This is a genomic window from Ruegeria sp. BB10 (assembly GCF_056535725.1).
This window is the reverse complement of sequence record NZ_JBQFIW010000001.1, coordinates 3,410,029-3,434,076: the sequence shown is the minus strand read 5'-3', so window position 1 is coordinate 3,434,076 and position 24,048 is coordinate 3,410,029. Positions and strand designations below refer to the sequence as shown.

15 protein-coding genes, 2 tRNA genes and 2 rRNA genes are annotated in these 24,048 nt (G+C 57.5%); 12 read left to right on the top strand and 7 right to left on the bottom strand.

All coding sequences use genetic code 11. The annotated features are described in order from the left end of the window. Positions 1 to 14: 14 nt before the first annotated feature. Genes nosZ through ACR3EP_RS17605 form a run of 6 tightly spaced genes read left to right on the top strand, consistent with a single transcriptional unit; the run spans position 15 to position 6,294 of the window. Positions 15 to 1,922 carry a TAT-dependent nitrous-oxide reductase gene (nosZ, locus tag ACR3EP_RS17630; protein WP_170359395.1) on the top strand — a complete coding sequence of 636 codons (1,908 nt, stop codon included), beginning with the start codon at positions 15 to 17 and terminating at the stop codon, positions 1,920 to 1,922. Between the two features lie 3 nt (positions 1,923 to 1,925). Next, positions 1,926 to 3,182, top strand: a complete 1,257-nt coding sequence (locus ACR3EP_RS17625) for a nitrous oxide reductase family maturation protein NosD (RefSeq protein ID WP_480638818.1) — start codon at positions 1,926 to 1,928, stop codon at positions 3,180 to 3,182. After that, entirely contained in the window at positions 3,172 to 4,065 is an 894-nt protein-coding gene (locus ACR3EP_RS17620) for an ABC transporter ATP-binding protein (protein ID WP_480638817.1), read from the top strand. The genes ACR3EP_RS17625 and ACR3EP_RS17620 overlap by 11 nt, the downstream gene beginning before the upstream one ends. Beyond that, positions 4,062 to 4,883, top strand: coding sequence for an ABC transporter permease (locus tag ACR3EP_RS17615; RefSeq protein ID WP_480638816.1), 822 nt, complete (start codon positions 4,062 to 4,064; stop codon positions 4,881 to 4,883). Before ACR3EP_RS17620 ends, ACR3EP_RS17615 begins: the two co-directional genes overlap by 4 nt. Further along, a complete protein-coding gene (locus ACR3EP_RS17610) occupies positions 4,880 to 5,395 on the top strand; it encodes a nitrous oxide reductase accessory protein NosL (RefSeq protein WP_170350153.1) in 516 nt (171 codons plus the stop codon). Before ACR3EP_RS17615 ends, ACR3EP_RS17610 begins: the two co-directional genes overlap by 4 nt. Beyond that, positions 5,392 to 6,294, top strand: a complete 903-nt coding sequence (locus ACR3EP_RS17605; RefSeq protein WP_480638815.1) for an FAD:protein FMN transferase — start codon at positions 5,392 to 5,394, stop codon at positions 6,292 to 6,294. The genes ACR3EP_RS17610 and ACR3EP_RS17605 overlap by 4 nt, the downstream gene beginning before the upstream one ends. Before the next feature lie 120 nt (positions 6,295 to 6,414). Here ACR3EP_RS17605 and ACR3EP_RS17600 read toward each other — a convergent pair. Continuing rightward, positions 6,415 to 6,503 (bottom strand) — tRNA-Ser (locus ACR3EP_RS17600). A gap of 474 nt (positions 6,504 to 6,977) precedes the next feature. Between ACR3EP_RS17600 and ACR3EP_RS17595 the strand changes: the two genes are divergently transcribed. Together ACR3EP_RS17595 and ACR3EP_RS17590 are read left to right on the top strand one after the other, a co-directional pair. Then, positions 6,978 to 7,856 (top strand): FecR family protein, encoded by an 879-nt coding sequence (locus ACR3EP_RS17595; protein WP_480638814.1) that lies wholly within the window; start codon positions 6,978 to 6,980, stop codon positions 7,854 to 7,856. 106 nt (positions 7,857 to 7,962) lie between these two features. Further along, complete coding sequence (locus tag ACR3EP_RS17590; protein WP_480638813.1) at positions 7,963 to 10,197, top strand: CHASE2 domain-containing protein; 2,235 nt, start codon at positions 7,963 to 7,965, stop codon at positions 10,195 to 10,197. 18 nt (positions 10,198 to 10,215) lie between these two features. Here ACR3EP_RS17590 and ACR3EP_RS17585 read toward each other — a convergent pair whose 3' ends face one another. The 3 genes from ACR3EP_RS17585 to ACR3EP_RS17575 all read right to left on the bottom strand — a co-directional run bounded on the left by ACR3EP_RS17585 (position 10,216) and on the right by ACR3EP_RS17575 (position 14,968). Next, positions 10,216 to 13,401 (bottom strand): ATP-binding protein, encoded by a 3,186-nt coding sequence (locus ACR3EP_RS17585; protein ID WP_480638812.1) that lies wholly within the window; start codon positions 13,399 to 13,401, stop codon positions 10,216 to 10,218. Positions 13,402 to 13,537: 136 nt separating this feature from the next. Beyond that, positions 13,538 to 14,308 carry a pyridoxine 5'-phosphate synthase gene (locus ACR3EP_RS17580; protein WP_480638811.1) on the bottom strand — a complete coding sequence of 257 codons (771 nt, stop codon included), beginning with the start codon at positions 14,306 to 14,308 and terminating at the stop codon, positions 13,538 to 13,540. A 9-nt stretch (positions 14,309 to 14,317) separates the two neighbouring features. After that, entirely contained in the window at positions 14,318 to 14,968 is a 651-nt protein-coding gene (locus tag ACR3EP_RS17575; RefSeq protein WP_480638810.1) for a pyridoxamine 5'-phosphate oxidase family protein, read from the bottom strand. Positions 14,969 to 15,061: 93 nt separating this feature from the next. Here ACR3EP_RS17575 and pdxR point away from each other — a divergent pair, with 93 nt between their 5' ends. The 4 genes from pdxR to ACR3EP_RS17555 all read left to right on the top strand — a co-directional run bounded on the left by pdxR (position 15,062) and on the right by ACR3EP_RS17555 (position 20,471). Further along, a complete protein-coding gene (pdxR, locus tag ACR3EP_RS17570; RefSeq protein ID WP_480638809.1) occupies positions 15,062 to 16,465 on the top strand; it encodes a MocR-like pyridoxine biosynthesis transcription factor PdxR in 1,404 nt (467 codons plus the stop codon). A 140-nt stretch (positions 16,466 to 16,605) separates the two neighbouring features. Further along, positions 16,606 to 18,525 (top strand): DUF3604 domain-containing protein, encoded by a 1,920-nt coding sequence (locus ACR3EP_RS17565; RefSeq protein WP_170359372.1) that lies wholly within the window; start codon positions 16,606 to 16,608, stop codon positions 18,523 to 18,525. Positions 18,526 to 18,651: 126 nt separating this feature from the next. Continuing rightward, positions 18,652 to 19,473, top strand: coding sequence for a peptidyl-prolyl cis-trans isomerase (locus ACR3EP_RS17560; protein WP_480638808.1), 822 nt, complete (start codon positions 18,652 to 18,654; stop codon positions 19,471 to 19,473). After that, positions 19,470 to 20,471, top strand: coding sequence for a HupE/UreJ family protein (locus ACR3EP_RS17555; protein ID WP_480638807.1), 1,002 nt, complete (start codon positions 19,470 to 19,472; stop codon positions 20,469 to 20,471). The genes ACR3EP_RS17560 and ACR3EP_RS17555 overlap by 4 nt, the downstream gene beginning before the upstream one ends. A gap of 176 nt (positions 20,472 to 20,647) precedes the next feature. Here the strand turns inward: ACR3EP_RS17555 and ACR3EP_RS17550 are convergent. From ACR3EP_RS17550 to ACR3EP_RS17540, 3 genes are all read right to left on the bottom strand, one after another. Next, positions 20,648 to 20,724 (bottom strand) — tRNA-Met (locus ACR3EP_RS17550). Between the two features lie 51 nt (positions 20,725 to 20,775). Beyond that, positions 20,776 to 20,889 (bottom strand): 5S ribosomal RNA (gene rrf, locus ACR3EP_RS17545). A gap of 228 nt (positions 20,890 to 21,117) precedes the next feature. After that, positions 21,118 to 23,937, bottom strand: a 23S ribosomal RNA gene (locus ACR3EP_RS17540). Positions 23,938 to 24,048 lie beyond the last annotated feature (111 nt).

The window sequence follows — 24,048 nt, the reverse complement described above, 5'->3', positions numbered from 1 at the left end:
AAGGAGGAACGAACATGTCGGAACATGACAACAAGCTGAACATCACACGCCGAGGGATGCTAGGTGCAACCGCAACTGGCGCGGTGCTGGCCGGGACCGGTCTGGGCTCGACCCTGATGACCGCGAAACAAGCCAGTGCTGCAGCCAACGCCAACCTGCAGCCTGGTGAGTTGGACGAATATTACGGTTTCTGGTCCTCAGGTCAGACTGGCGAGCTGCGCATCCTGGGCTTCCCGTCCATGCGCGAACTGATGCGCGTGCCAGTGTTCAACCGCTGCTCGGCCACCGGCTGGGGTCAGACCAATGAGTCGTTGAAAATCATGACCGACGGCCTGCTGCCTGAAACCAAAGAGTTTCTCGCCAAGCGTGGCATGAAAACCTATGACAACGGCGACCTGCACCACCCGCATATGTCGTTCACCGATGGCACCTACGATGGCCGCTACCTGTTCATGAATGACAAGGCCAACACCCGTGTCGCTCGCGTGCGCTGTGACGTCATGAAATGCGACAAGATCACCGAGATCCCGAACGCCAAGGCGATCCACGGTCTGCGTCCGCAGAAATTCCCGCGCACCGGCTATGTCTTTGCCAATGGTGAGGATGAAACCCCGCTGGTCAACGACGGCACAGTGCTGGACGATCCGTCGCAATACGTGAACATCTTCACTGCGCTTGACGGCGACACCATGGAAGTGGCGTGGCAGGTGATGGTGTCGGGCAACCTCGACAACACCGACTGCGACTATCAGGGCAAATACGCCTATTCGACCTCCTACAACTCGGAAATGGGTATGAACCTGGCCGAGATGACCGAGAACGAGCTGGACCACGTGGTTGTTTTCAACATCGCAGAAATCGAGGCGGGTATCGAGGCCGGTGACTATCAGGAACTGAAAGGCGTCAAGGTTCTGGACGGCCGTAAGGGTCAGAACAAGAAGTACACCCGTTACATTCCGATCCCGAACTCGCCGCACGGCATCAACACCGCGCCCGACGGCAAGCACGTCTGCATCAACGGTAAGCTGTCGCCGACCGTGTCGATCATGGACGTCACCAAACTGGACGCCTTGTTCGAAAGTGATGCCGACCCGCGGTCCTGCATCGTGGGTGAGCCGCAACTGGGTCTTGGCCCGCTTCACACCGCCTATGACGGTCAAGGCAATGCGTTCACCACGCTGTTCCTGGACAGCCAGATCGTGAAGTGGAACATCGAAAAGGCAATCGAGGCTTACGGTGGTGCTGATGTGGATCCGATCATCTCGAAGGTCGACGTGCACTATCAGCCGGGCCACAACTCGACCTCCATGGGTGAAACCAAGGATGCCGACGGAAAGTGGCTGATTTCGATGAACAAGTTCTCGAAAGACCGCTTCCTGAACGTGGGTCCGCTGAAGCCCGAGAACGAGCAGTTGATCGACATCTCGTCCAACGAGATGAAAGTGGTTCACGACGGTCCGACCTTTGCCGAGCCGCATGACTCGATCATCGTTCGCAGCGACATCGTCAACCCGGTAAACGTCTGGGATCGCGCCGATGTTACATGGGAAGACGCCCGCAAACAGGCCGAGGCCGATGGCATTGATCTGGAAGAAGGCGCCGAAGAACCCATCCGGGACGGCAACAAGGTGCGGGTCTACATGACATCGCAGGCTCCGACCTTCAGCCTGGAAAAGTTCACCGTCAAACAGGGTGACGAGGTGACGGTTTACATCACCAACCTCGATGACGTGGACGACGTGACCCACGGCTTCTGCCTAGGTAACTACGGCATCGCAATGGAAGTTGCACCGCTGGCAACTGCCTCGGTCACCTTCACAGCCGACCGTCCGGGCGTACACTGGTTCTATTGCCAGTGGTTCTGCCACGCACTGCACATGGAAATGCGCGGTCGGATGTTGGTCGAACCGCAGGGAGCATAACCCATGCGTTGGCCTCTGCTCATACCGCTCCTGCTTGGCTCGCCCCTATGGGCGGCGGACTGGGATGTGCCCAACCGGGCGGGGGCCATTAATGAAACACTGGCGCAGGCGGCGGATGGGGACACCCTCCGCCTGAGCCCCGGTGTTTACACCGAAACGCTTGTGCTGGACCGGCCCGTCACCATCGATGGGCTGGGACAAGCCACCATTGACGGCCAGAGCACGGGAAGCGTCATCACCGTGACCGGACCGGGCGTGACCGTACGCGGTCTGACGGTGATCGGCTCGGGCTCAAGCCATGACGGGATCGACAGCGGCATCCAACTGACCAAAACGGCCAAAGCGCCGGTGGTCGAAGACAATGTGTTGTTGGGCAACCTTTATGGCGTCGACATTCACGGTGCCAAGGACAGCATCGTGCGTGGCAACCGGATCGAAGGTCGGCAGGACCGGCGTATGAATGACCGCGGCAATGGCGTCTACGTCTGGAACGCGCCGGGTGCGCGGGTTGAAGACAACGACATCCGGTACGGGCGCGACGGGATCTTCGTGAACTCGTCCAAGAAGAACACCTTCACCGGCAACCTGTTCCGCGACCTGCGTTTTGCGGTGCATTACATGTATGCCGACAATTCGGTCGTCAGCGACAATGTCTCGATCGGCAACGATCTAGGTTATGCGGTGATGTTCACGACCAATGTGACCGTGGCCAACAATATCTCGATTGGTGACCGCGAACATGGCGTGATGCTGAACTACGCCAACAAGAGCGTCATCACCGGCAATGTGGTGAAAGGTGCCAAGGAAAAATGCACCTTCCTCTATAACTCCAACAAGAACGAATTCACCGACAACTGGTTCCAGGGATGCGGCATCGGCATCCATTTTACCGCCGGGTCCGAGCGCAACCGGATCGTCGGAAACGCCTTTGTCGGCAACCGGACCCAAGTTAAATACGTATCGACCAAATGGGTCGAGTGGTCCGAAGACGGGCGCGGCAACTACTGGTCCGATTTCGCCGCTTACGATGTGGATGGCAACGGCATCGCCGATGCACCCTATCGCCCAAATGACTCGATGGACCATGTGCTGTGGACCCAACCCTCAGCCAAACTGCTGCTCGGCTCCCCCGCCGTGCAGCTGGTGCGCTGGTCGCAATCTGCCTTCCCGGCCCTGTTGCCGGGCGGCGTGACGGACAGCAACCCATTGATGCAAGCCCCTGAACCCCCAGCTATGAAAAAGGTGCCTCATGACGGATAAGGCCCTAGTTATCGACCATGTCAGCAAGGACCGCGGAAAAACTCGCGTTCTTGACGATATCAACCTGTCTCTTGCCCCCGGAAAGCGCGTGGCGCTGCTGGGCCATAACGGCGCGGGCAAGTCGACCCTGATCAAATCCATCCTCGGCCTGACGCCGATCCAAAGCGGAGCCATTCGGATCGGAGACGCCACCCCCGGCAGCGAACAAGCGCGGCGCGAGACCGCGTATCTACCCGAGGCGGTGTCGTTTCATCCCGCTTTAACCGGAAGGGAACAGCTAACACTGTTTGCGAAATTGTCGGGAACCAAAGCCGATGTGCCCGGCCTGCTGAACCGTGTCGGTCTCAGCGATGCGCTGGATCGCCGGATCGGAACGTATTCCAAAGGGATGCGGCAACGTCTGGGCTTGGCTCAAGTTCTGTTGGGTCAGCCGAAAGTGGCGCTGCTGGATGAGCCCACCTCGGGGCTAGACCCCATTTCGCGGCAAGACCTTTACGCCATCATTGACGAGTTGGCAGCGAAAGGTACCGCCGTCCTGATCGCATCCCACGCCCTGACCGAAGTTGAGGCGCGCACCGACCGCATTGCGATCATGCGCAAAGGCCGGATGGTGGCTGATGATACGTTGACCAACCTGTCGGCCCTAGCTGGTCTGCCGATCCGCCTGCGCGTGCGCGCCAGCACCAACCCAGAAGCCCTGGCCGCGGCATTGGGTGGCGACCGGATCAATGGCGCATCCGTTGAGTTGCTGTGTTCCCCAGATGACAAAATGGAGGCCCTGCGCCGGATCGCCGGAATGGGCGATGCCGTGGCGGATGTGGAAATGACCCCACCCAAGCTGGAAGACCTTTATCGCCACTACGCTCAGGAGGAGATGCAATGACCCGCTTCCTCGCCATTACCCGCACGGAGATGCTGATCCTGCGCCGCAACCGCTGGCTGCTGGTGGCCACCCTGATCATGGTGCTGTTCGCCTTGGCGCTGACCTTTGCAGGCAGCGCGCCTACCGGTACGCTGGGCGTCGATATGCTGACCGTCTCGGTTGCCTCGATGACTACGTTGTCAGTATATCTTGCCCCCTTACTGGCGTTGATGATCGCTTTTGATGCCATCGCAGGTGACGTGGACCGGGGCAGCTTATCGCTGCTGCTATCCTATCCGGCGGGGCGTGGAGAAATCCTGTTGGGCAAATTCACCGCCCATCTGGCCGCACTTGCCTTTGCCATGACCGTCGGCTTTGGCACCGCTGGTGCAGTGGCCGCATGGTTCGGCGGCGCGGGGCCAGAAAGCCTGATGGCATTGCTACGCCTAATCCTCACATCCATCCTGCTGGGCGCCGTGTTTCTGGCGCTGGGTTACCTGCTGTCTGCACTGGCTAGGGGCGCCACGGCAGCAGCAGGTTTGTCGGCCGGGCTCTGGCTGATCTTTGTCGTCCTTTATGATCTGGGCTTGTTGGGAGCCGTCGTCATGGACAAGGGCGGCACCTTCACCCAATCCGTCTTTCCGTGGGTGATGGTAGCCAACCCGGCCGACGCATTCCGTTTGTGGAACATCTCCGCGACCGAGGGCGTTGCGATGGCATCCGGCATGACCGGAGCCGCGCAGGCACTGCCCGTCTGGGCCGCTCCTGCCTCCCTATTAATCTGGCCGGTATTGGGCTTTGTCCTCGCCCGCGCCGCGTTTCGGAGGGTCGAGCCATGAAACGTCTTGCTTTGATCGCGTTTGTCGCGCTGGCGGCCTGCAAGGAAGAGATCGCCGAGGCCCCTGACCCAGTGGACCTGACCCCCGATGCGCTAAGCTTTTTCTGCCAGATGAACATCGCTGAACATGGTGGCCCGAAAGGTCAGATCCATCTGGAAGGCTACCCTACACCTCTGTTCTTCGCCCAAGTGCGCGACATGGTGGCCTACCTTAAAAGCCCCGAGCGTGATGCACCCATTGCAGCCGTCTATGTCAGCGATATGGGCGCCGCGCCCAACTGGCAACAGCCGGGTGTTTCCAACTGGATCGCCGCCGAGGGTGCGACCTTTGTGGTCGGAGCCAATGTTGCGGGCGGCATGGGCGCGCGCGAGGTGGTGCCCTTTGCAGACCCCGCTGCCGCCGAAACCTTTATTGGCCAGTACGGTGGCAATCTGCTGCCTCTGTCCGGCATCCCCGACACCGAGGTTCTGGGCCCCGTTGATCTGGACCTGAAACTGGAGACCCCCTCATGACTGCCCTCTCCCGCCGCCGGTTTCTGACCATGTCCGCCGCTTGTGCCGCCTTTCCCGCGGGTGCCAAGTCTGCCCCTACGGCTCACTGGCACGGGGTCGCGCTGGGGGCCTCGGCCAGCTTGCGACTTGAGGGGCTGACGGACACACAGGCCACGCCAATCATCACCGCGGTCGAAGCCGAAGTGAACCGGCTTGAGAACATCTTCAGCCTGTACCGACCGCAATCCGAACTCAGCCGCCTGAACCGCGACGGGCAACTGCCAGCCCCAGCCCCCGAACTGCTGAACGTCCTCAGCCTGTGTTCGGCCTTGCACGAGGCCACAGACGGAGTTTTTGATCCTTCAATTCAACCGCTCTGGTCCGCGCTGGCCAACGGGGCCACCGCGCAAGAGGTCCATTCCGCCCGAAAATCCATTGGATGGTCTCGCGTTTTAATCGGGTCCGACATGATCCGCCTGCCCCAACCCGGTGTTTCAGCACTGACGCTGAACGGTATCGCACAAGGCGCCATTACCGACCGCATCGCGGCTTTGCTGGCCTCGCACAGTCTACGCGATGTATTGGTAAATATGGGGGAAATCGCCGCCCTTGGCCATCGCCAAGACGGGCAAGCCTGGCAAGTCGGACTGGCCGGACCCGGTAGAGAAGTTCTCAAATCCATCGAATTAAGCGATCGTGCCGTTGCAACCTCGGACGCAGGCAACCTTCTGCTGACCGATGATCAAGGCCACATCCTGAACCCGCAAGACGAGGTAGCAACGAACCACATAGTATCGGTCTCAGCCCCCAGCGCAGCCATCGCCGACGGGCTGTCCACGGCCTTGTGCGCGTTGCCTGAAACGCGCGTTGACGCCGCGATCAGGTCATTCCCCGAGGCGCGCATAGAAATGTACATCTGAAAAACTTCGGTGGTCATCCTAGTAAGCGAGGCCATCGGCTTTCCAATAAACCAAACCATCAAGTGCCCACAACGGCTTACAACATAAGCCGTTGTTCCGACCGCATCTAAAAATGGTAGGTGGCGGAGACGAAGGATTCGAACCCTCGAGACCCTTCCGGGCCTACTCCCTTAGCAGGGGAGCGCCTTCGACCACTCGGCCACGTCTCCGCTGGCGGGTATATCCTTGCCTGTCACCCGGATACAAGGCGATTTTCTATGCCTTGCTCACTTTTCTCAAATTCGTCGCAAACGCACACGCAATCAGCGAAATTTCGGCGCTCTTGAGTACGGATATAAGCACTCGTAATTGCGCGAAGGATTTCTTCAAACTACTCTATATGACGCGCTCTGAACTGAAAACTTGCCAAATACACGGGCTATAAGGCATATTTGTATAGATTTATTAGCGTATAATTCAAAAATACGAATTTATTGAGGGGCAAACCGAGCGGTGGGCGCGATGCGCTCAGTACCTATCTGTGGGGGAAGGACGTTAGGTTGGCTTGGTTGAAATCGTTACTCGTTATTTGTTGTGTTTTGCTTCTGCCGTCGCAGGCCTTAGCCAACATAGGAAAAGTCATCGGCGTCGAACAAGGCGCTGAATTAACGCGCGCAGGGAAATCGCAGCCGTTGCGCACAGGGATGGAAGTTGCATCTGGCGATTCCATATCCACCGACGGCAGCGGTCTGGTTCAGTTGGTTTTTGTCGATGAAACCAAGATCGCGATTGGCCCGAATGCTCGGATGACACTGGATGTGACAATGCTGCGCGGCAACAAAAAGGCCAAGAACTTCGCGGTTCAGGCCCTTGGCGGCAGTTTTCGCTTTATCTCTGGCAAAAGCAAAAAGCGCGCCTACTCGATTCAAACGCCCACTGCGACCATGGCCGTACGCGGAACAACTTTTGACATATGGGTCGCGCCCGGCGCGCAAAGCGCCATGCTGATTTTACAGGGCCGGGTAGAAATGTGTGGTCAGAACGGCATTTGTCAGGAGACTGGTCGCAAATGCAACCTTCTCGCCACTACACAGAGTGGACGTATCGGGCGCTCTGTCGATCAGGAAAGTTACGAACAAGCGGTGAAAGAAGGGTTCCCCTTTGTTCAGTCACAAGAGCAATTGCTGATTCCATTGCAAACGGATGTGACGGGCTGCGGCAGGGACGCCCTGCCTCCTCTGCCGCAACGGTCAGAGGTCCCTGCATCCGGCCCTGACTGGGGACCGCGTGAGGTTCAAAGCGCTGGGGCCTCCGGGTCGTCCCCGTCAAACAGCGTCGGCGTCGGCGTCGGCAGCGGCAATGGCGGCAGCGTCGGCAGCAGCACTGGCAGCAGCAACGGCAGTGGCGGCAATGTCGGGACCGGTAGCGGCAGTGGCGATGGCAGTGGCGGCTCGATCGGCGGCGGTTCCGGCAGCGGCGGGCCAGGCAGCGGTGGCACGATTGGTGGCGGCGGAACAGGGGGATTTGGCGGCGGCAGCAGCAGTGGCACCACCGGCGGTAACGGCGGCAATAGCGGCGGTTGAGCGAACACAGGCCCCGCTGCATGACATCAGATCAGTCGTTGTCGCAGAAAAATGCGCACATCCCGTTCAGGTCCGTCCGGGCTGACCACGACATTCGGAGGCAAACGTGACCGGGAAGCCCAAAGAACGAACAGGGCGGCGGCGGGCCTTCCAGCTGGTCGGGCTGGGCCTGATCCTTTTCGGGTGCTTTATCCGTGTTCTCGATCCATATCCGGTGCGGATGACGCGGCTGATCTATTTCGACATTCTGCAACGCATCTCACCACGCGAATACAACCCTGATCTGCCTGTCCGCGTTGTGGATATCGACGAACAGTCGCTGGCAAACTGGGGGCAATGGCCCTGGCCCCGAACCCTTTTGGCACAGATGGTCCAGAACCTGGGCGAATATGGGGCCGCCGCTATCGCCTTTGACATTTTGTTCGTCGAACCTGACAGGTTCTCGCCTGCGCGGTTGCTGGAAGAACCCTCGCTCTCTGGGGTGCTGTCAGTTGAGCGCCACGCCGAGAAGCTGGACCATGACGTGCTGTTTGGAATGGAGATCGCCAATTGGCCGGTTGTATTGGGCGCGGCAGCCCGGCAATCCAGCGACGGCAGGCACGTCACGCCGATGGCCGGGATCATCGAAATAGGGGAATCGCCGACTTCGGGACTGGTTACCGTTCCTTATTGGACCCCACCAGCCTCACCGCTGGATCGAGCGGCAGCAGGTATTGGAGGGGTCAATGTCTCACCCCTTGGCGGTATGGGCATCGTGCGCCGTGTACCGGTCTTGTGGGGCGGGCCGGATGGTGCGCTGCCGGGGCTGGGGATTGAGGCGCTAAGGGTTGCCATAGACGAACCCGTCATCATTGCCGAAGGCATGCCGGGTGAGGCCGGTATCATGCTGGCGGTCGAGATTGGTCAATTCCGCCTGCCAACCACCGAAAACGGCGAGGTCTGGGTCAGGTACAGGCGCGATAACCCGGACCTGTATCTGTCAGCTGATGATATCATGCAGCCACAGGACAATCCCGATCTGCGCGCCGAAATCGAAGGGCGGATCATTCTGGTCGGCACGTCGGCCGCCGGATTGTTTGACATGCACCAGACACCTTTGGGTGAATCTGTTCCGGGCGTGTCGATCCATGCGCAAATTCTTGAACAGGTCCTGACCGACGAAATGCTAAGCCGCTCGGATGTGACGTCGGCGCTCGAACTGCTGTCTTTCGTCATTCTTGGCGTAGTGGTCACGGCCGTCATGGCGCGGTTCGGGGCGGTTGCGTCATTTGTTGCAGGTGGCGTTGCTGCGGCGGTTGTCCTTGGCATCAGTTGGCTGGCATTCCAGCACCAGTTGGTTCTGTTCGACGTTACCTTTCCGCTGATGGGGGGCATGGCTAATTTCGGCCTGCTGGCGGGCTATCTGTTCATCTCGACCGAGCGCGAAAAACGTGTGATCCGACAGATCTTTTCCCACTATGTCGCGCCCGAGATTCTGGACGAAATTGAGGTGTCTGGGCATCAGCTTCAACTGGGCGGTGAAACACAAGAGATCACCGTCATGTTCTCGGATATACGAGGCTTTACGCCTTTGTCCGAGTCAGTTTCGGCCACCGATCTCGTCACCTTGCTGAATCAGCTGTTTTCTCAGATCGGCGACCAGATATTGCTGGAACGGGGCACCATAGACAAGTTCATCGGCGATGCGGTAATGGCGTTTTGGAACGCCCCCCTGCCGGTCGAAGATCACCCATGCCGTGCCGCAAAGGCGGCGCTGTTGATGCGACGGGCGCTGGTAGAGTTCAACGCCTCGGACGTCATGCAGGGGCGGCCGCCGATTGCGCTGGCGACCGGTTGCGCCACGGGTCGGGCCTGCGTCGGTAATATCGGGTCAAAGCGCAGGTTCAACTATACCGTCATCGGGGATGTGGTGAACGTCGCCGCACGGATCGAACAAAGCTGCCGCCATGTGGACTATGACATCGTTGTCTCAAGTTCGGTGTATGAGAAAACGCGGCACGAAATGGCGATGCTTGAGGCCGGGTATGTCGACCTTAAGGGACGAACTGACCTGGAACCCGTTTTCGTGCTGGTTGGCAATCAAGACGTACTGGAAACCCCTGAATTTCAGAAATTGGAAACAACCCACCAAATGCTGATCGCGGCTATTCGGGACCGGCACCCTCAGGACCGGATTGAACGAATATGCGAGGATTGCATCGAACAAGCCCACCATATCGAACCCGGATTGATGAAGTTCTATTACGCGCTGTCCGGCAGGGCCGCCGATTTCCGGTCGGATTTCCAATCCAATCAGTTGATCTTCAGCCACCAAAGACGCGCCCGGAAGCCATCAGCCTGAGCAATTTGAATGGAAAGGCTATGCCAATTCCGCCAGCGCCGTATCAATGCGTGTCAGCATCGGAGATCGCCCTGCAGACTCGACGATGACGCGGGCCCGGCTTAGATGCTCGATAGCCTGCGCCTTGTTTTTTTTCGCCTTGTACAGCAGCCCCATGATCATATCGCAGCGCGCGATATAGTGGCCCTTTTGGTCGAACTGAGGGTTCTTGCGCACCTGCTCGACCATCGCGATCAGACGTTTTTTGCCAAACAGCATAACCCAAAGGATCGAACGGAAATTTCGAAACAGAACCCGCAGCGAACCGCCGCCTTCACCAGTTAGGACGGCCAGGTACATCTCACACAGAAACAGACGGGCCCAGTCAGCGGATATCTGGGTGCCCTCGTCGGTACGTTTCTGAATGGCGCATTCAATCTGGCGCAACCCGTCCGTGATCCGACCGTTCAGCGCATAGGCCACCCCCAGCATCGCCGCGGGCCCGAAGGTGAAAAGGGTCCAACCCTTTTCGTTGCAGGCCTTGATGTGGTTTTGAACCACCTCAGTCGCCCCTGGCATTTCCAGCGGCACCATGGCTCCTACTCTGGCTGCTTCGGCTATGGCCAACTCAAATTCGACCTTTGATGCTTTGCGCGCCTTCTCAGCCATTTCAAGCGCCAGTTCGTGATCATCGGTGACCATCGCGATCAACGCTTTCATGGCGGTTCCATAGCCCAGCGCGCGCGGGTCGTTTTTGGCTTTTCCCAAGGCGATCATCCGATCTGATGCGGCATGCGCCCGCGCCACCCGCCCCCGTGTCAGTTCGTTCCACCCAACAGTGGCCTGATAAAAATTGTGGATATAGGCGTCGTCGATCTGTTCCAGCACAGCCTCGACTTCGCGTTTTCGCGCCTCGAAACGGTCATTGTCGATCGGCGCGTGATAGATTGAGACCGAAAGCTCATTCACCATGGCATACGCCTTAGAGGCCGGATCATTCAGGCGACCGGCCATGTCTGTCAGCTCCTGCTGAACCCAATGCGCCTCGTGATACTTGCCGTTGCAGACCAGACAAGAGACATAGTGGTGCAGGAACAACGCGTGATCCTGGCTGTCACCTGCCTTTTGCAGGATCGGACGAACTGTCCCGGCCAGTTCGATAATCTTTTTGACCCGAAGTGAGATATTGGAACACAGCGCGAAACTAGCCATGAATCCGGCAAATTCTGCATCTGTGGCGCAACTTGGGTCGTTTTGGTACAGTTCAAGAGCGTCCACAAAATACCGGTTGGCTTCGTCCAATGAATAAACGCCGAGGCATTTATCACCAGCCATGGCACTGTAGTGAAACGCCTGATCTGCCCGATCCGTCTGTCCATAGTGAAAGGCCAGCACCTCGGCGGCCTCGTGCAACCGGTTGGCGTTGCGCATCACCAACGCCTCGGCAATGGCAAGATGCAGGTCGGACCGGCGGGACAGAACCAGGCTTTGATAGACCGAATCCCGCAGCAGCACATGTTTGAAGATGTAATCCGACGAGTTCGACTCGCGGTACAGCACATCCTGCGCTTGCAGCCGTTGTAGGGTGGCGCCGGTTGACTTGGTCGTCTCGGTGATCTGGGACAAAAGACCGGGATCAAAACGCCGACCAATCACGGCTGCAGCCTGCAGCAAGGCGCGATCTTCGGGATCAAGTCGTTCAATTCTAGCTGTCAAAAGACTGCGCATGGTAACGGGCAGCCCGCTGTCGCTGATATCCGCTTCGATATGGGCGCGGCCATTTTCGACGCGCAAAACTCCCTGATCCAGCAGAAAGCCCAAGATTTCTTCGCCAAACAGGGGATTGCCCCCAGCACGGTCAGCCAGCTGTTCTGCCAACCCTTCGGGCAGAGCATACACCCCAAGACGGTTTTGCGCCAGCGTGGCAAGGTCTTCGACCCTCAGCGGGCGAAGCGCCACGGTTGTCACCCCGGCCATGTTTTGCCAACTGGGTGTGTATTCGGGTCGCCGTGTCTGGATGATCAGCAGGTTCGACAGGCCCGGAGCCTCGATCATATTCGCCAGCAAATCCTTTGACGCGCTGTCGATCCAATGGCCATCTTCGATCAGCAAAACAACCTGGCCCCGCGCGCATTTCAGGCGCAGCAGCTCGGTCAGCAACTCGCGAATACGTAGACCGATTAGAACACCGTCGAGACCGTCCAGAGCCCCCTCGGGCGGCGTGAGCCCCAGAAAGTTCATCATTAACCCAAGGTACTGTTGCGTGAACAGCCCAGATTTTTTTAACCCGGCCTCAAGCTTGGCCCGAACCCGCAGCGGGTTGTCGGCATCGGTGATGAGAAATGAATTTCGCGTGATTTCCAGGAAGGGCAGAAACGGAACCTGCTGGCCATCGGCAAAGCAGTTCCCCGTCAGGACCGACACCTCGTCCGCAGGTAGGCGATGAAGAAACTCGAAAACCAGTCGCGTTTTGCCCAACCCCGGCTCGGCAACCAGGTCAATCACGGACCGGGTGTCTTTCGCCCGCTCCAGCGCGGTGGAGATCGTGCTTAGTTCATCTGTTCGGCCAACATAGCCGCTCAACCCTTGCGCCACTGATGCGTCGAACCGGGTTGCGTCGGGGTGAACGGCCTGCAACTGCCACAGCTTTTGCGGCGCGGACAAACCCTTGATCTGATGTTCGCCGAAAAAACCAAGCTCGGTCACCCATTCGACCAGCCCCCGTGTGGTGTCGCAGATCAGGCTTCCACCCGACGGAGCAAGATTTTCAAGCCGCGCGGCCAGATTCACTGTGCTGCCCACAGCAGTCGTCGGGCCGCTCTCGCCCTGGACAGCCGCCATCAGAACCGTACCGGAACTGATCCCCACGCGCACCTTCGGGCGCACGCCGAAACGCGCTTCGATATCCGCGGCGGACGCTTCGAATGCCGCATGGATCGCCATAGCGGCCCGGCAGGCCCGCAGTGCTGTATCTTCGGTCGCGTCGGGAATGCCGAACAGCGCCATTATGCTGTCGCCAGCAAAATCGCGCACCGTTCCACCGTGGGCCTCGACCGCCCGGACTAGCGTATCGTAGGTCAGCCGAACAAAGCCCAACGCCTGTTCTTCCCCAAGCGATGCAACAATCGCAGTATAGCCGACCATATCGGCAAACAGCACCGTGACCTGACGCCGTTGCTCGCTATCTGCTTGTTCCCGCTTAGGTTTATCCGCAATCTTCCCCATACCTGCAAAGGTGTACTACAGCCAATCCAGGCTCGCCAGTATTTGCAGATGAATTGCCGCAAAGGCTTATTCAAATAGCAGTGAAAATGTCACGCCCAAAGCCGGGTGCGACCATAGTCGGCGACACCTGTCTGTTTCAGACAGTTTCCGCCCGCAGATCATCTGCCTGAGGGATGCTGCAGACCCCTAGATACCGACGAACCGTCTCAGTCATTCCAAAGTTCAGAGCATCGCAAAACAACGCGTGCCCGATGGACACTTCGGCAATCGACGGGATCCGAGCGATCAGTTTGCGCGTGCCACTGACCGTCAGATCGTGGCCCGCATTGACCTTGAGCCCTTGCGCCGCAGCCGCGGTCGCTGCAGCGGCCAGACGGTCAAGTTCCTGCGTCTCGGCCACTGGGTCGTCATAAGATCCGCCGAACGGGCCGGTGTAGAGTTCAACCCGATCTGTTCCGGTCATCGCCGCATGCGGCATGTGCGCTGCCTCGGGGTCGCAGAACAGGGATACGCGATGACCGTTCGCCTGTAACCCGGCAACCACATCCGCTAGCATCGCGCCCTGCGCTGGGAAATCCCAACCATGATCACTTGTCGCCTGACCCGGATCATCGGGAACCAACGTCACCTGGTCCGCGCGCACCTGCTGAACCAGCGACAGAAACCGTTCATCTGGATAGCCTTCGACATTCAATTCCCAGTCTGGAAACTCCGCGTCAAGCATGGAGCGTAGCCCGCGCACATCATCGGGCCGGGTGTGGCGCTCATCCGGGCGGGGGTGCACCGTCACGCCCGCCGCGCCCGCGTTCAAGGCGATCCTTGCCAGACCTATCAAATCCGGCCAGGGGTGCTCACGCCTGTTGCGCAGCAGGGCGGCAACATTCAGATTTACCGAAAGGTCCGTCATCACCCTGCCCTACAGCCGAAAGGATTGCACATGTTCGGGCGTCGGCACGCCATCGATGTTTCGGGGATCAGGAATAGGATCACCAACCGACGTGTGAACGGGAATGACCCCGGCCCAGATGGGCAAATCATAATCCTCTTCCTCGTCATTTGGACCGCCCGTGCGGACCTTGGCGCTACCTTCCGATATATCCATGCCCAGCACCATTGTTGCCTTCAGATCCTGCGCGTGATCAGGCCGCAGGCTTTCATATCGCCCCGGGAACAGGCCGTTCACGAACCTGCCTAGTTTGTCCAGCTTTTCTGCCGGGTCTTCAACCTTGACCGCGGTGCCAAACAACGTGACCGACCGCGAGTTAACGGAATGATGCATACCGGAGCGAGCCAGGACAAACCCGTCAAGAATTGCGACCGACAGACAAACCTGCGCATCGCGAGAATTGCGCAGCGCACGACTGGCCGAGGACCCGTGCCAATAAATGCGATTGCCCTCTCGCCATTGCAACGTCGGAGTGACAAAGGGCTTGCCATCAATCACATAACCCACGCTGCACATGGGTTGCGCGTCCAGAATACTGTTGATGGTGGCACGGTCGAAATGCCCCCGCTCATGGGATCGACGCAGGCGGGATTTGTCGGTGATGTTTAAAGTCTGGTTCATGGTCATAGCTCGGGTTTGATCTTGCTATGACTGTAGTGCCCGGGTATTGGATATTTTCAAATGTCCAATTTTAGAACTTTTCCTAAAGCCAATTTGAATCGAGATCTTTTTGCGATCTCGTTGGATGCATCGCTGAAGACCTCGCTTCAGGCGCAACTGTTTGAGGCGCTGCGCGGTCTCATATCTACGTCCCCTGACCTAATCGGGACGCGGCTGCCAGCCAGCCGCACACTGGCATCCGAGTTGTCGATATCCAGAACAACGGTTCAAGCAGTTTATGACCAGATGATCAGCGAAGGGTATCTGGTCACCCGGCAAGGCAGCGGCACATTTGTGGCCAGCGAGATCACCCACCTGTCGCAACCGCAGCCCATCCCCCGCCCGGCGGGTCCAAAGACCCAGAAATGGCTGCCCTTTCAAACCGGTCTGCCGGATCAATCCCTGCTGCCGCACAAACAATGGGCACGCCACCTTGAACGCGCATGGCGCAACCCAACACCCGAGCTTTTGGCGCGAGCGGACCCTTTGGGTTGGTATCCGCTGCGCGCGGCCATCTCGGACCACGTTGCCGCGTGGCGACACTTGTCCTGTGATCCGGGGCAGATTGTGATCACCTCGGGCGCGCGCGAAGCCTTCGAGGTTATATTCCACGGGCTGCTTGGTGCGGGCAAACAGGTTGCGATCGAAGACCCATGCTGGCCGAAACTTCACGCGATTCTGAGGGATACAGGAAACTTAGCCTGCCCAGTACGTATCGATCAGGACGGGCTGGATGTGACACGCCTTCCAGACAAGGCCCATGCCACTATCGTCACGCCTTCGCGGCATTATCCAACAGGGGTCAGCCTGCCCTTGCCCCGCCGGGTCGCCTTGCTGGATTGGGCCAGACAGACCGGTGCGGTGGTGATCGAGGACGACTACGACAGCGAATTCCGCTATCGGGGGCAACCTCTGCCATCGCTTTCGGGGTTGGATGGCCTCAATAACACGATCTACCTTGGCAGCTTTTCAAAACTCGTCAGCCCGGCACTGAGGATCGGGTATCTGGTTGTGCCCAAACGCATGCTGCAAAGCACGCGGACCTATCTTGATCGTGTGGGACCACGCGCCTCGCTGATCCCGCAACCCGCCTTGGCGACATTCATGAACAGCGGTGAATTCGCTATGCATTTACGACGCATGCGACGCGTTTATGCGCGACGTCAGAGCCATCTGCTCACCGCGCTCGCCCCCGCCTGTGACCTACTGGAGCTTCAGCCGGACTCGTCGGGCATGCATCTTTGCGTTGCACTTCGAGCGGCACTTGCAGACAGAATGTCCGACATTGAAATCAGCCAGCGGGCCGGGGAAAACGGACTGCGCATCAGCGCAATGTCTGACCAATGTGTGTTGCCGCAAAAGATGCAGGGCTTACTGCTGGGGTACGCGGCGTTTGACGAAGATACACTTTCGGACGCGGCGGATCAGTTGGTTTCTCTTATACAGCTGCCACTTTGAAGCAAGCCATGCTGCCTACTGGATAATGGTCAAAAAGTTTTTCACACGTGAAGCACACAACATGATATCGTCAAATAAGAATATATATTCTCAGTATTTCACAAGCTGAATCCGCGAACTCTGTGAATGGGGAGGTTCACATGCTTCGACTGTCTGTCTGCTTACTTACTTTGGTCTCTGTCCCGGCAAGCGCTATTGCCGATGCCGTTCCCACCAAGGAAGCCGCCGAGGGAACCTTTGCCGAGCGTCCCTTTTCACCCTACGCCAACCGCACTTTCCCGGAGCGCCCGCTTTGGGGCGACACGCATCTGCATACGGGGCTGTCACTAGATGCGGGCGCATTCGGCAACACGCTGCTGCCTGACGACGCATGGCGATTTGCCAAAGGCGAGCAGGTGATTTCCTCCACCGGGCAACCAGTCAGACTGGCCAGACCGCTGGATTGGATGGTGCTAACCGATCATACTGACCTGATGGGTTTCGCGCCCGATCTGCAGGCGGGCAAACCCGGTGTGATCTCAGACCCGAAGGGGCTGGAATGGTACGAAGGATACAAGGCCGGTGGCGAAGAAGCTGGTAAAGCAGCCTTCGATATCATCACAAATTTTTCTCAGATGACGTTGCCGGAGATTTTGCTGGAGTCCTACAGCCCGGGGGCCGATGCTTTTGCGTTCACCTGGGAACATATCGTCCTGGCCGCGGAACGGCACAACGATCCCGGTCAATTCACCGCGTTTATCGGTTTCGAATGGACCTCGGTGCCCAAGGGCTTCAACCTGCACCGGAATGTTATGTTGCGCGACGGACCAATCCGCGCGTTGCAGGTTGTTCCGCCGGTAACACAGCCACCCTACGGCAACACCGATCCCAAGGCGCTTTACTCTTGGCTGGAGGATTACGAAGCCAAAACCGGCGGCCGGGCGGTGGCTTTCGCCCATAACGGCAACCTTTCGAACGGCTGGATGTTCCCAACCGAAGACACGTATCACGGTGGCCAGGTTGACGAAGAATACGTCCAGAACCGCGCAAGGTGGGAGCCTCACTACGAGGTCACGCAAATCAAGGGAGACGGCGAGGCCCACCCGTATCTCAGCCCGGATGATCCCTTTGCCGATTATGAGAACTGGGATATTGGCAACCTCGATATCACCGAATTGAAAACCGAGGACATGCTGGCGGGCGAGTATGCGCGCGAAGCCCTCAAGCGCGGCCTGATGCTAGAAGAAAAGTTCGGCGTGAACCCCTATAAATTCGGCATGGGCGGCGCGACTGACAGCCATACTTCGCTGGCAACCGCCGAAGAAGACAACTTTTTTGGCAAATCTGTAAGTGTGGAACCGTCGCCTACCCGGATACAACATCCCTTTATTGCCAATGAGCTGGGCGAGATACCGGGCGATCTGCTGGTCGCTTCGGGCTACACTGCCGTTTGGGCCACCGACAACACACGCTCAGCCATTTTCGATGCGTTCAAGCGCCGCGAAACCTATGCGACCACCGGTCCTCGGATCGGTTTGCGTTTCTTTGGAGGCTGGGCGTTTGACGAGGGCGACCTTGAGACGCGCTTTCTGGCGGATGTCGGTTACACGAAAGGCGTACCCATGGGTGGTGACCTGCGCCCGCGCGAAGGGGATGGCGCACCGAATTTCCTGATTGGTGCCTTGCGCGACCCGATCGGTGCAAATCTGGATCGGGTTCAGGTCGTCAAAGGATGGCTGGATGCAGACGGGGCGATGCAGGAAAAGGTTTATAATGTCGCCTGGTCTGATGATCGGTCACAGGATGCAGATGGCAACCTACCCGAGGTCGGTAATACTGTGGATGTGGAAACCGCGAGCTGGAGCAATACCATCGGTGCGTCTGAGTTGATCACTGTTTGGTCCGACCCGGATTTCGACCCGAATGAACGGGCCTTTTATTACGTCAGGGTTCTGGAAATCCCCACCCCGCGTTGGTTGCTATACGACAAGTTGCGGTTTGGCATTGATCTGCCGGAAGACGCACAACTGATCCATCAGGAACGCGCCTATTCCTCACCGATTTGGTACACTCCGGGGTGAATGGCCTTTTTCGAAGAACCACCACTGCGTTGGAATATAAGCGTAATTATTCTGCAGTCTGTTTGACTTATCAAAGGACCCGCCACTACTATTAAGGCGGGTCTGAAAGCGTCTTCGGAACTAAGCATGCATATTTTGAAAGAACCCCTGCTCCACTTTATTCTGATCGGAGCCGCCATCTTTGGCTGGTTTTCCATAGTGGGCCCAAAGGACGAAAGCGCTGAACGGGGTGATGCAGTTGTTATCGACGACGCTGATGTCACGCTTTTGGTCACCCGCTTTGAAACAACCTGGAAACGCCCGCCCAATGACGTAGAGTTGCAGGTGCTGATCGACGCCCTGGTGCGCGAGGAAATCCTGGTGCGCGAGGCGCGCAACCTGGGGTTGGATCGCGGGGATCAGGTAATCCGGGCACGGTTGGCACAAAAGATGGATTTCCTGTCGGATGCAATCGCCACCTCGGTAGACCCCGAAGATGCAGTGCTTGAAGCTTATGTCGCGGCAAACTCGGCACGTTTTACTAAACCTTGGCAGATAGCATTCGATCAGGTGTATCTGGGCGATCAGCCGGTGCCCGAGGATGTGGACACCGCGCTTACCGCACTAACAGCGGGCAGGGAATGGTCAGAGTTTGGTGTACGATCCCTAATACCTCGATCAATGCCGCTGTCGCCCCCCGGCGCCGTCGATGCCGCATTTGGCCTGGGGTTTTCGGCTGCGCTGTTCCCATTAGAACCGGGCGTCTGGGCCGGGCCGATTCAATCGGGATATGGGATGCATCTGGTCCGTGTCACCGAAACGCGCCCCGAATATCTGCCGCCACTTACGGACATTCGCGATGCGGTTTTGATAGCATGGCGTCGGGACACGGCCGAGGAACTGGCGCAGGCGCAATACGAAACCCTTGCCGCGCAGTACCGGGTTGAAACACCGGGGTCCGGTGAATGAGGGCCCTGTTTTGCTTGATAATAGCGATCTGGTTGGCCTGCACCCCAAAGTCCGGCAATGCACACGCGCTTGACCCCGGATATCTGGACCTCCGCCAATTGACGCCAGGCACCTGGCAAGTGATGTGGCGCATACCGGATGTGAACGGCCAACCCATGAGGATTGACGCGATCCTGCCCGAAGCTTGCACCCCATCGCACGGTCCACCGCCGATCTTCGACTCGGTTGCTTGGGTGTCCTCTTGGGTTGCAGAGTGCGGGGCTGAGATCGAAGGACACACAGTCAGAATCCGGGGCCTCGAACGACAAAACAACGATGTCCTTCTGCGCGTTCAGCCACTGGAATCTGCGATTGCCACCCTCCGGTTCACACCTGAAGAGCCGGCCTTGACTTTGCCAATAGATCCGACCACATGGTCCGTTTTCATCAGCTATTTCTGGCTTGGCTTCGAGCATATCCTGGAAGGGTGGGACCACCTTCTGTTTGTCTTCGCCTTGTTCATTCTGGTGCGTGATCCTTGGCGGCTGGTCGGCGCAGTGACAGCCTTTACAGTCGCGCATTCGATCACGCTGGCAATGGCAACGCTGGGGGTGCTGCACGTTCCTGCCGCGCCGGTCGAAGCGGTGATTGCCCTGTCGATCGTTTTCCTAGCCCTGGAAATTCTCAAACACAAAGAAGGGCAGATCAGACTGTCCGAGCAATACCCATGGATTGTCTGCTTTTGTTTTGGCCTGCTACACGGGCTGGGTTTCGCCGGTGCCCTGTCCGAGATCGGCCTGCCCTCTCAGGATATCCCAGCTGCACTTCTGGCCTTTAACCTTGGGGTCGAGGCCGGACAACTTGCCTTTATTGCGGGCCTGTCAGTAGGAATGTTTCTGTGGCGTCAGGTGGCGCGCTTTAATCCACCACGATTGAACGGGGTTACCCGACCAATCACTGGCTATGTCATCGGCAGCGTGTCGGTCTATTGGCTGGTCGAGCGTGTCAGTGGGTTTTAAGCTTTTGGTCCCAGAGGCTTAGGTCAATTTGGTTTTCCGGCATTGAAGCTTTGTTTTGGATGGGGTTTTTGCCACTCACCCCATTGTTTTATGGTTCTGACGGGTTGAGTTTGTTAAGCGATTGATCTTGGGGATCAATTGTAGTGTGACCGGGCTGTTCTGAGATTTTCTGACGCTGGTTGCGGGAGTAGGATTTGAACCTACGACCTTCAGGTTATGAGCCTGACGAGCTACCGGGCTGCTCCATCCCGCGTCAGTGTCAGATTTGTATCATCGTTAGAGAGATGTTTTGGGCTTTTACTAGGTTTGGCGGTGACCTACTCTCCGGGGCTTAAGCCCAAGTACCATTGGCGCGGCAGTGCTTAACTTCCGGGTTCGGGATGGGACCGGGTGTTTCACTTGCGCTATGACCACCAAACCGAGGAAAAGCCCATGTCTGCATTCTTGCTGAGCAAGAAAGCGACGGGTGGCAGGCAGCGTCTTTGCGTGCAAAGGCGCGTTGCCACTCGGTTGTTATGTCACCCCTTACGGGGTTTCACATCAATCAACGTTGTCCAACTCAAGGTCGGTGTATGCTTTTGGTCTTGTTTGATCGCCTACCGCTTCGCTACTTGAGGCGGTGAGCTTTGTCTTTCTGTTACTGGATCAAATCAAGCCTATCGGGCGATTAGTACCGGTCAACTGAACGCATTACTGCGCTTACATCTCCGGCCTATTGACGTGGTGGTCTTCCACGGCCCTCAGGGAGACCTTGTTTTGAGGGGGGCTTCCCGCTTAGATGCCTTCAGCGGTTATCCTGTCCGATCATAGCTACCCAGCACTGCCGTTGGCACGACAACTGGTCCACCAGTGGATCGTTCACCCCGGTCCTCTCGTACTAGGGGCAACTCCTCTCAAGTCTCCTACACCCACGGCAGATAGGGACCGAACTGTCTCACGACGTTCTAAACCCAGCTCACGTACCTCTTTAAACGGCGAACAGCCGTACCCTTGGGACCTGCTCCAGCCCCAGGATGAGATGAGCCGACATCGAGGTGCCAAACACTGCCGTCGATATGGACTCTTGGGCAGTATCAGCCTGTTATCCCCGGCGTACCTTTTATCCGTTGAGCGATGGCCCTTCCACTCGGGACCACCGGATCACTATGGCCGTCTTTCGACTCTGCTCGACTTGTCAGTCTCGCAGTCAGGCTGGCTTCTGCCATTGCACTCAACGAGCGATTTCCGACCGCTCTGAGCCAACCTTCGCGCGCCTCCGTTACGCTTTAGGAGGCGACCGCCCCAGTCAAACTACCCGCCACGCAGGGTCCCGGATCCGGATAACGGACCGCGGTTAGACATCAAGAGTGCGAAGGGTGGTATCTCAAGGAGGCTCCACGGATACTTGCGTTTCCGCTTCAAAGCCTACCACCTATCCTGCACATCACAATCCTGATGCCAGTGCGAAGCTGTAGTAAAGGTGCACGGGGTCTTTCCGTCTAACCGCGGGAAGCCTGCATCTTGACAGGCAATTCAATTTCGCTGAGTCGATGTTGGAGACAGCGGGGAAGTCGTTACGCCATTCGTGCAGGTCGGAACTTACCCGACAAGGAATTTCGCTACCTTAGGACCGTTATAGTTACGGCCGCCGTTTACCAGGCTTCAATTCAAGGCTCTCACCTCTCCTTTTAACCTTCAGGCACCGGGCAGGCGTCAGACCCTATACGTCGTCTTGCGACTTCGCAGAGCCCTGTGTTTTTAATAAACAGTCGCCACCCCCTGGTTTGTGCCCCCAGCCCCTAGTTGCCTAGGAACCGGGCCTCCTTCTCGCGAACTTACGGAGGTATTTTGCCGAGTTCCTTCAACATCGTTCTCTCAAGCGCCTTGGTATTCTCTACCAGTCCACCTGTGTCGGTTTAGGGTACGGTCTGATAGGAGGGCTATTTCCAGGAACCTCTCAGCAGCCCAATCAATCCGATAAGATTGAACTACACCTGAGATCCGTCACCACTCCACGGCCCGGGAATATTAACTGGTTCCCATCGCCTACGCCTTTCGGCCTCGGCTTAGGGGCCGGCTTACCCTGCTCAGATTAGCTTTAAGCAGGAACCCTTGGACTTTCGGCGAGAGTGTCTCTCACACTCTTTGTCGCTACTCATGTCATCATTCTCACTAGTGATCTCTCCACCGGATCCCTCACAGGCCGGCTTCATCGAAAGCCTCTCTCCTCCAATCCGCCCGAAGACGTGAAGGAGGAATGAGACTATGTCACACTACGCTCTGCTACCATGCCTTACGGCATCCTAAGCTTCGGCTCATGGCTTGAGCCCCGTTACATCTTCGCCGCAGGACAACTTATTTAGACCAGTGAGCTGTTACGCTATCTTTAAAGGATGGCTGCTTCTAAGCCAACCTCCTGGTTGTTTTGGTCGTCCCACCTGCTTTCCCACTTAGCCATGAATTGGGGGCCTTAGCTGTAGGTCAGGGTTGTTTCCCTCTCCACTACGGACGTTAGCATCCGCAGTGTGTCTGCCATCTAGTACTCCCGGGTATTCGGAGTTTGGTTAGGATCAGTAAGCCTGTGGGGCCCCATTACCCATCCAGTGCTCTACCCCCCGGGGTATTCGGATGACGCTCTACCTAAATAGATTTCGCAGAGAACCAGCTATCTCCGAGTTTGATTGGCCTTTCACCCCTAGGCACAGCTCATCCCGATCCTTTTCAACGGATGTGGGTTCGGTCCTCCAGTAAGTGTTACCTTACCTTCAACTGGCCATGCCTAGATCACTCGGTTTCGGGTCTGATCCCACGAACTCATGCGCCCTATTAAGACTCGCTTTCGCTACGCCTACACCTAACGGCTTAAGCTTGCTCGTGAGACCAAGTCGATGACCCATTATACAAAAGGTACGCCGTCAGCTCGCAAGGAGCCTCCGACTGATTGTAGGCGTTCGGTTTCAGGTACTGTTTCACTCCCCTCGTCGGGGTGCTTTTCACCTTTCCCTCACGGTACTGGTTCGCTATCGGTCAGCAAAGTACTTAGCCTTCGAAGGTGGTCCTCCGATCTTCAGACAGAATTTCACGTGTTCCGCCCTACTTAATACGTCCATCAAAGCTTCCTATACGGGGCTGTCACCCGCTATGGCCATGCTTCCCAACATGTTCTAGTCACTTATCTGGCTCGGCTGGTCCCCGTTCGCTCGCCGCTACTAGGGGAGTATCAATTGATTTCCTTTCCTCCGGGTACTTAGATGTTTCAGTTCCCGGGTTTGCTCTTAAAACCCTATGTATTCAGGTCTTAAGTACCTGTTTAAGCAACATATTGATTATCAGAGATAACAATATGAAGCTTTCAGGTGGGTTGCCCCATTCGAAATCCATGGATCAAAGCTTATTCTCAGCTCCCCATGGCTTATCGCAGAGTATCACGTCTTTCATCGCCTCTTGCTGCCAAGGCATTCACCAAACGCCCTTCTCGCGCTTGATTTGATCCAGAAAGAGAAAGACTTGATATTGGCACTACCGCCTATTCGGCTACTTGAGTGCGTTTAACCGCACACAACCGAAGCTGCGCTAGCAATCAAATCAATCGCGATCA

Coding starts and splice junctions, on each gene's coding strand:
- nosZ (WP_170359395.1), top strand. CDS start 15: ATGTCGGAACATGACAACAAGCTGAACATCACACGCCGAGGGATGCTA.
- ACR3EP_RS17625 (WP_480638818.1), top strand. CDS start 1,926: ATGCGTTGGCCTCTGCTCATACCGCTCCTGCTTGGCTCGCCCCTATGG.
- ACR3EP_RS17620 (WP_480638817.1), top strand. CDS start 3,172: ATGACGGATAAGGCCCTAGTTATCGACCATGTCAGCAAGGACCGCGGA.
- ACR3EP_RS17615 (WP_480638816.1), top strand. CDS start 4,062: ATGACCCGCTTCCTCGCCATTACCCGCACGGAGATGCTGATCCTGCGC.
- ACR3EP_RS17610 (WP_170350153.1), top strand. CDS start 4,880: ATGAAACGTCTTGCTTTGATCGCGTTTGTCGCGCTGGCGGCCTGCAAG.
- ACR3EP_RS17605 (WP_480638815.1), top strand. CDS start 5,392: ATGACTGCCCTCTCCCGCCGCCGGTTTCTGACCATGTCCGCCGCTTGT.
- ACR3EP_RS17595 (WP_480638814.1), top strand. CDS start 6,978: ATGGAAGTTGCATCTGGCGATTCCATATCCACCGACGGCAGCGGTCTG.
- ACR3EP_RS17585 (WP_480638812.1), bottom strand. CDS start 13,401: ATGGGGAAGATTGCGGATAAACCTAAGCGGGAACAAGCAGATAGCGAG.
- ACR3EP_RS17580 (WP_480638811.1), bottom strand. CDS start 14,308: ATGACGGACCTTTCGGTAAATCTGAATGTTGCCGCCCTGCTGCGCAAC.
- ACR3EP_RS17575 (WP_480638810.1), bottom strand. CDS start 14,968: ATGAACCAGACTTTAAACATCACCGACAAATCCCGCCTGCGTCGATCC.
- ACR3EP_RS17565 (WP_170359372.1), top strand. CDS start 16,606: ATGCTTCGACTGTCTGTCTGCTTACTTACTTTGGTCTCTGTCCCGGCA.
- ACR3EP_RS17560 (WP_480638808.1), top strand. CDS start 18,652: ATGCATATTTTGAAAGAACCCCTGCTCCACTTTATTCTGATCGGAGCC.
- ACR3EP_RS17555 (WP_480638807.1), top strand. CDS start 19,470: ATGAGGGCCCTGTTTTGCTTGATAATAGCGATCTGGTTGGCCTGCACC.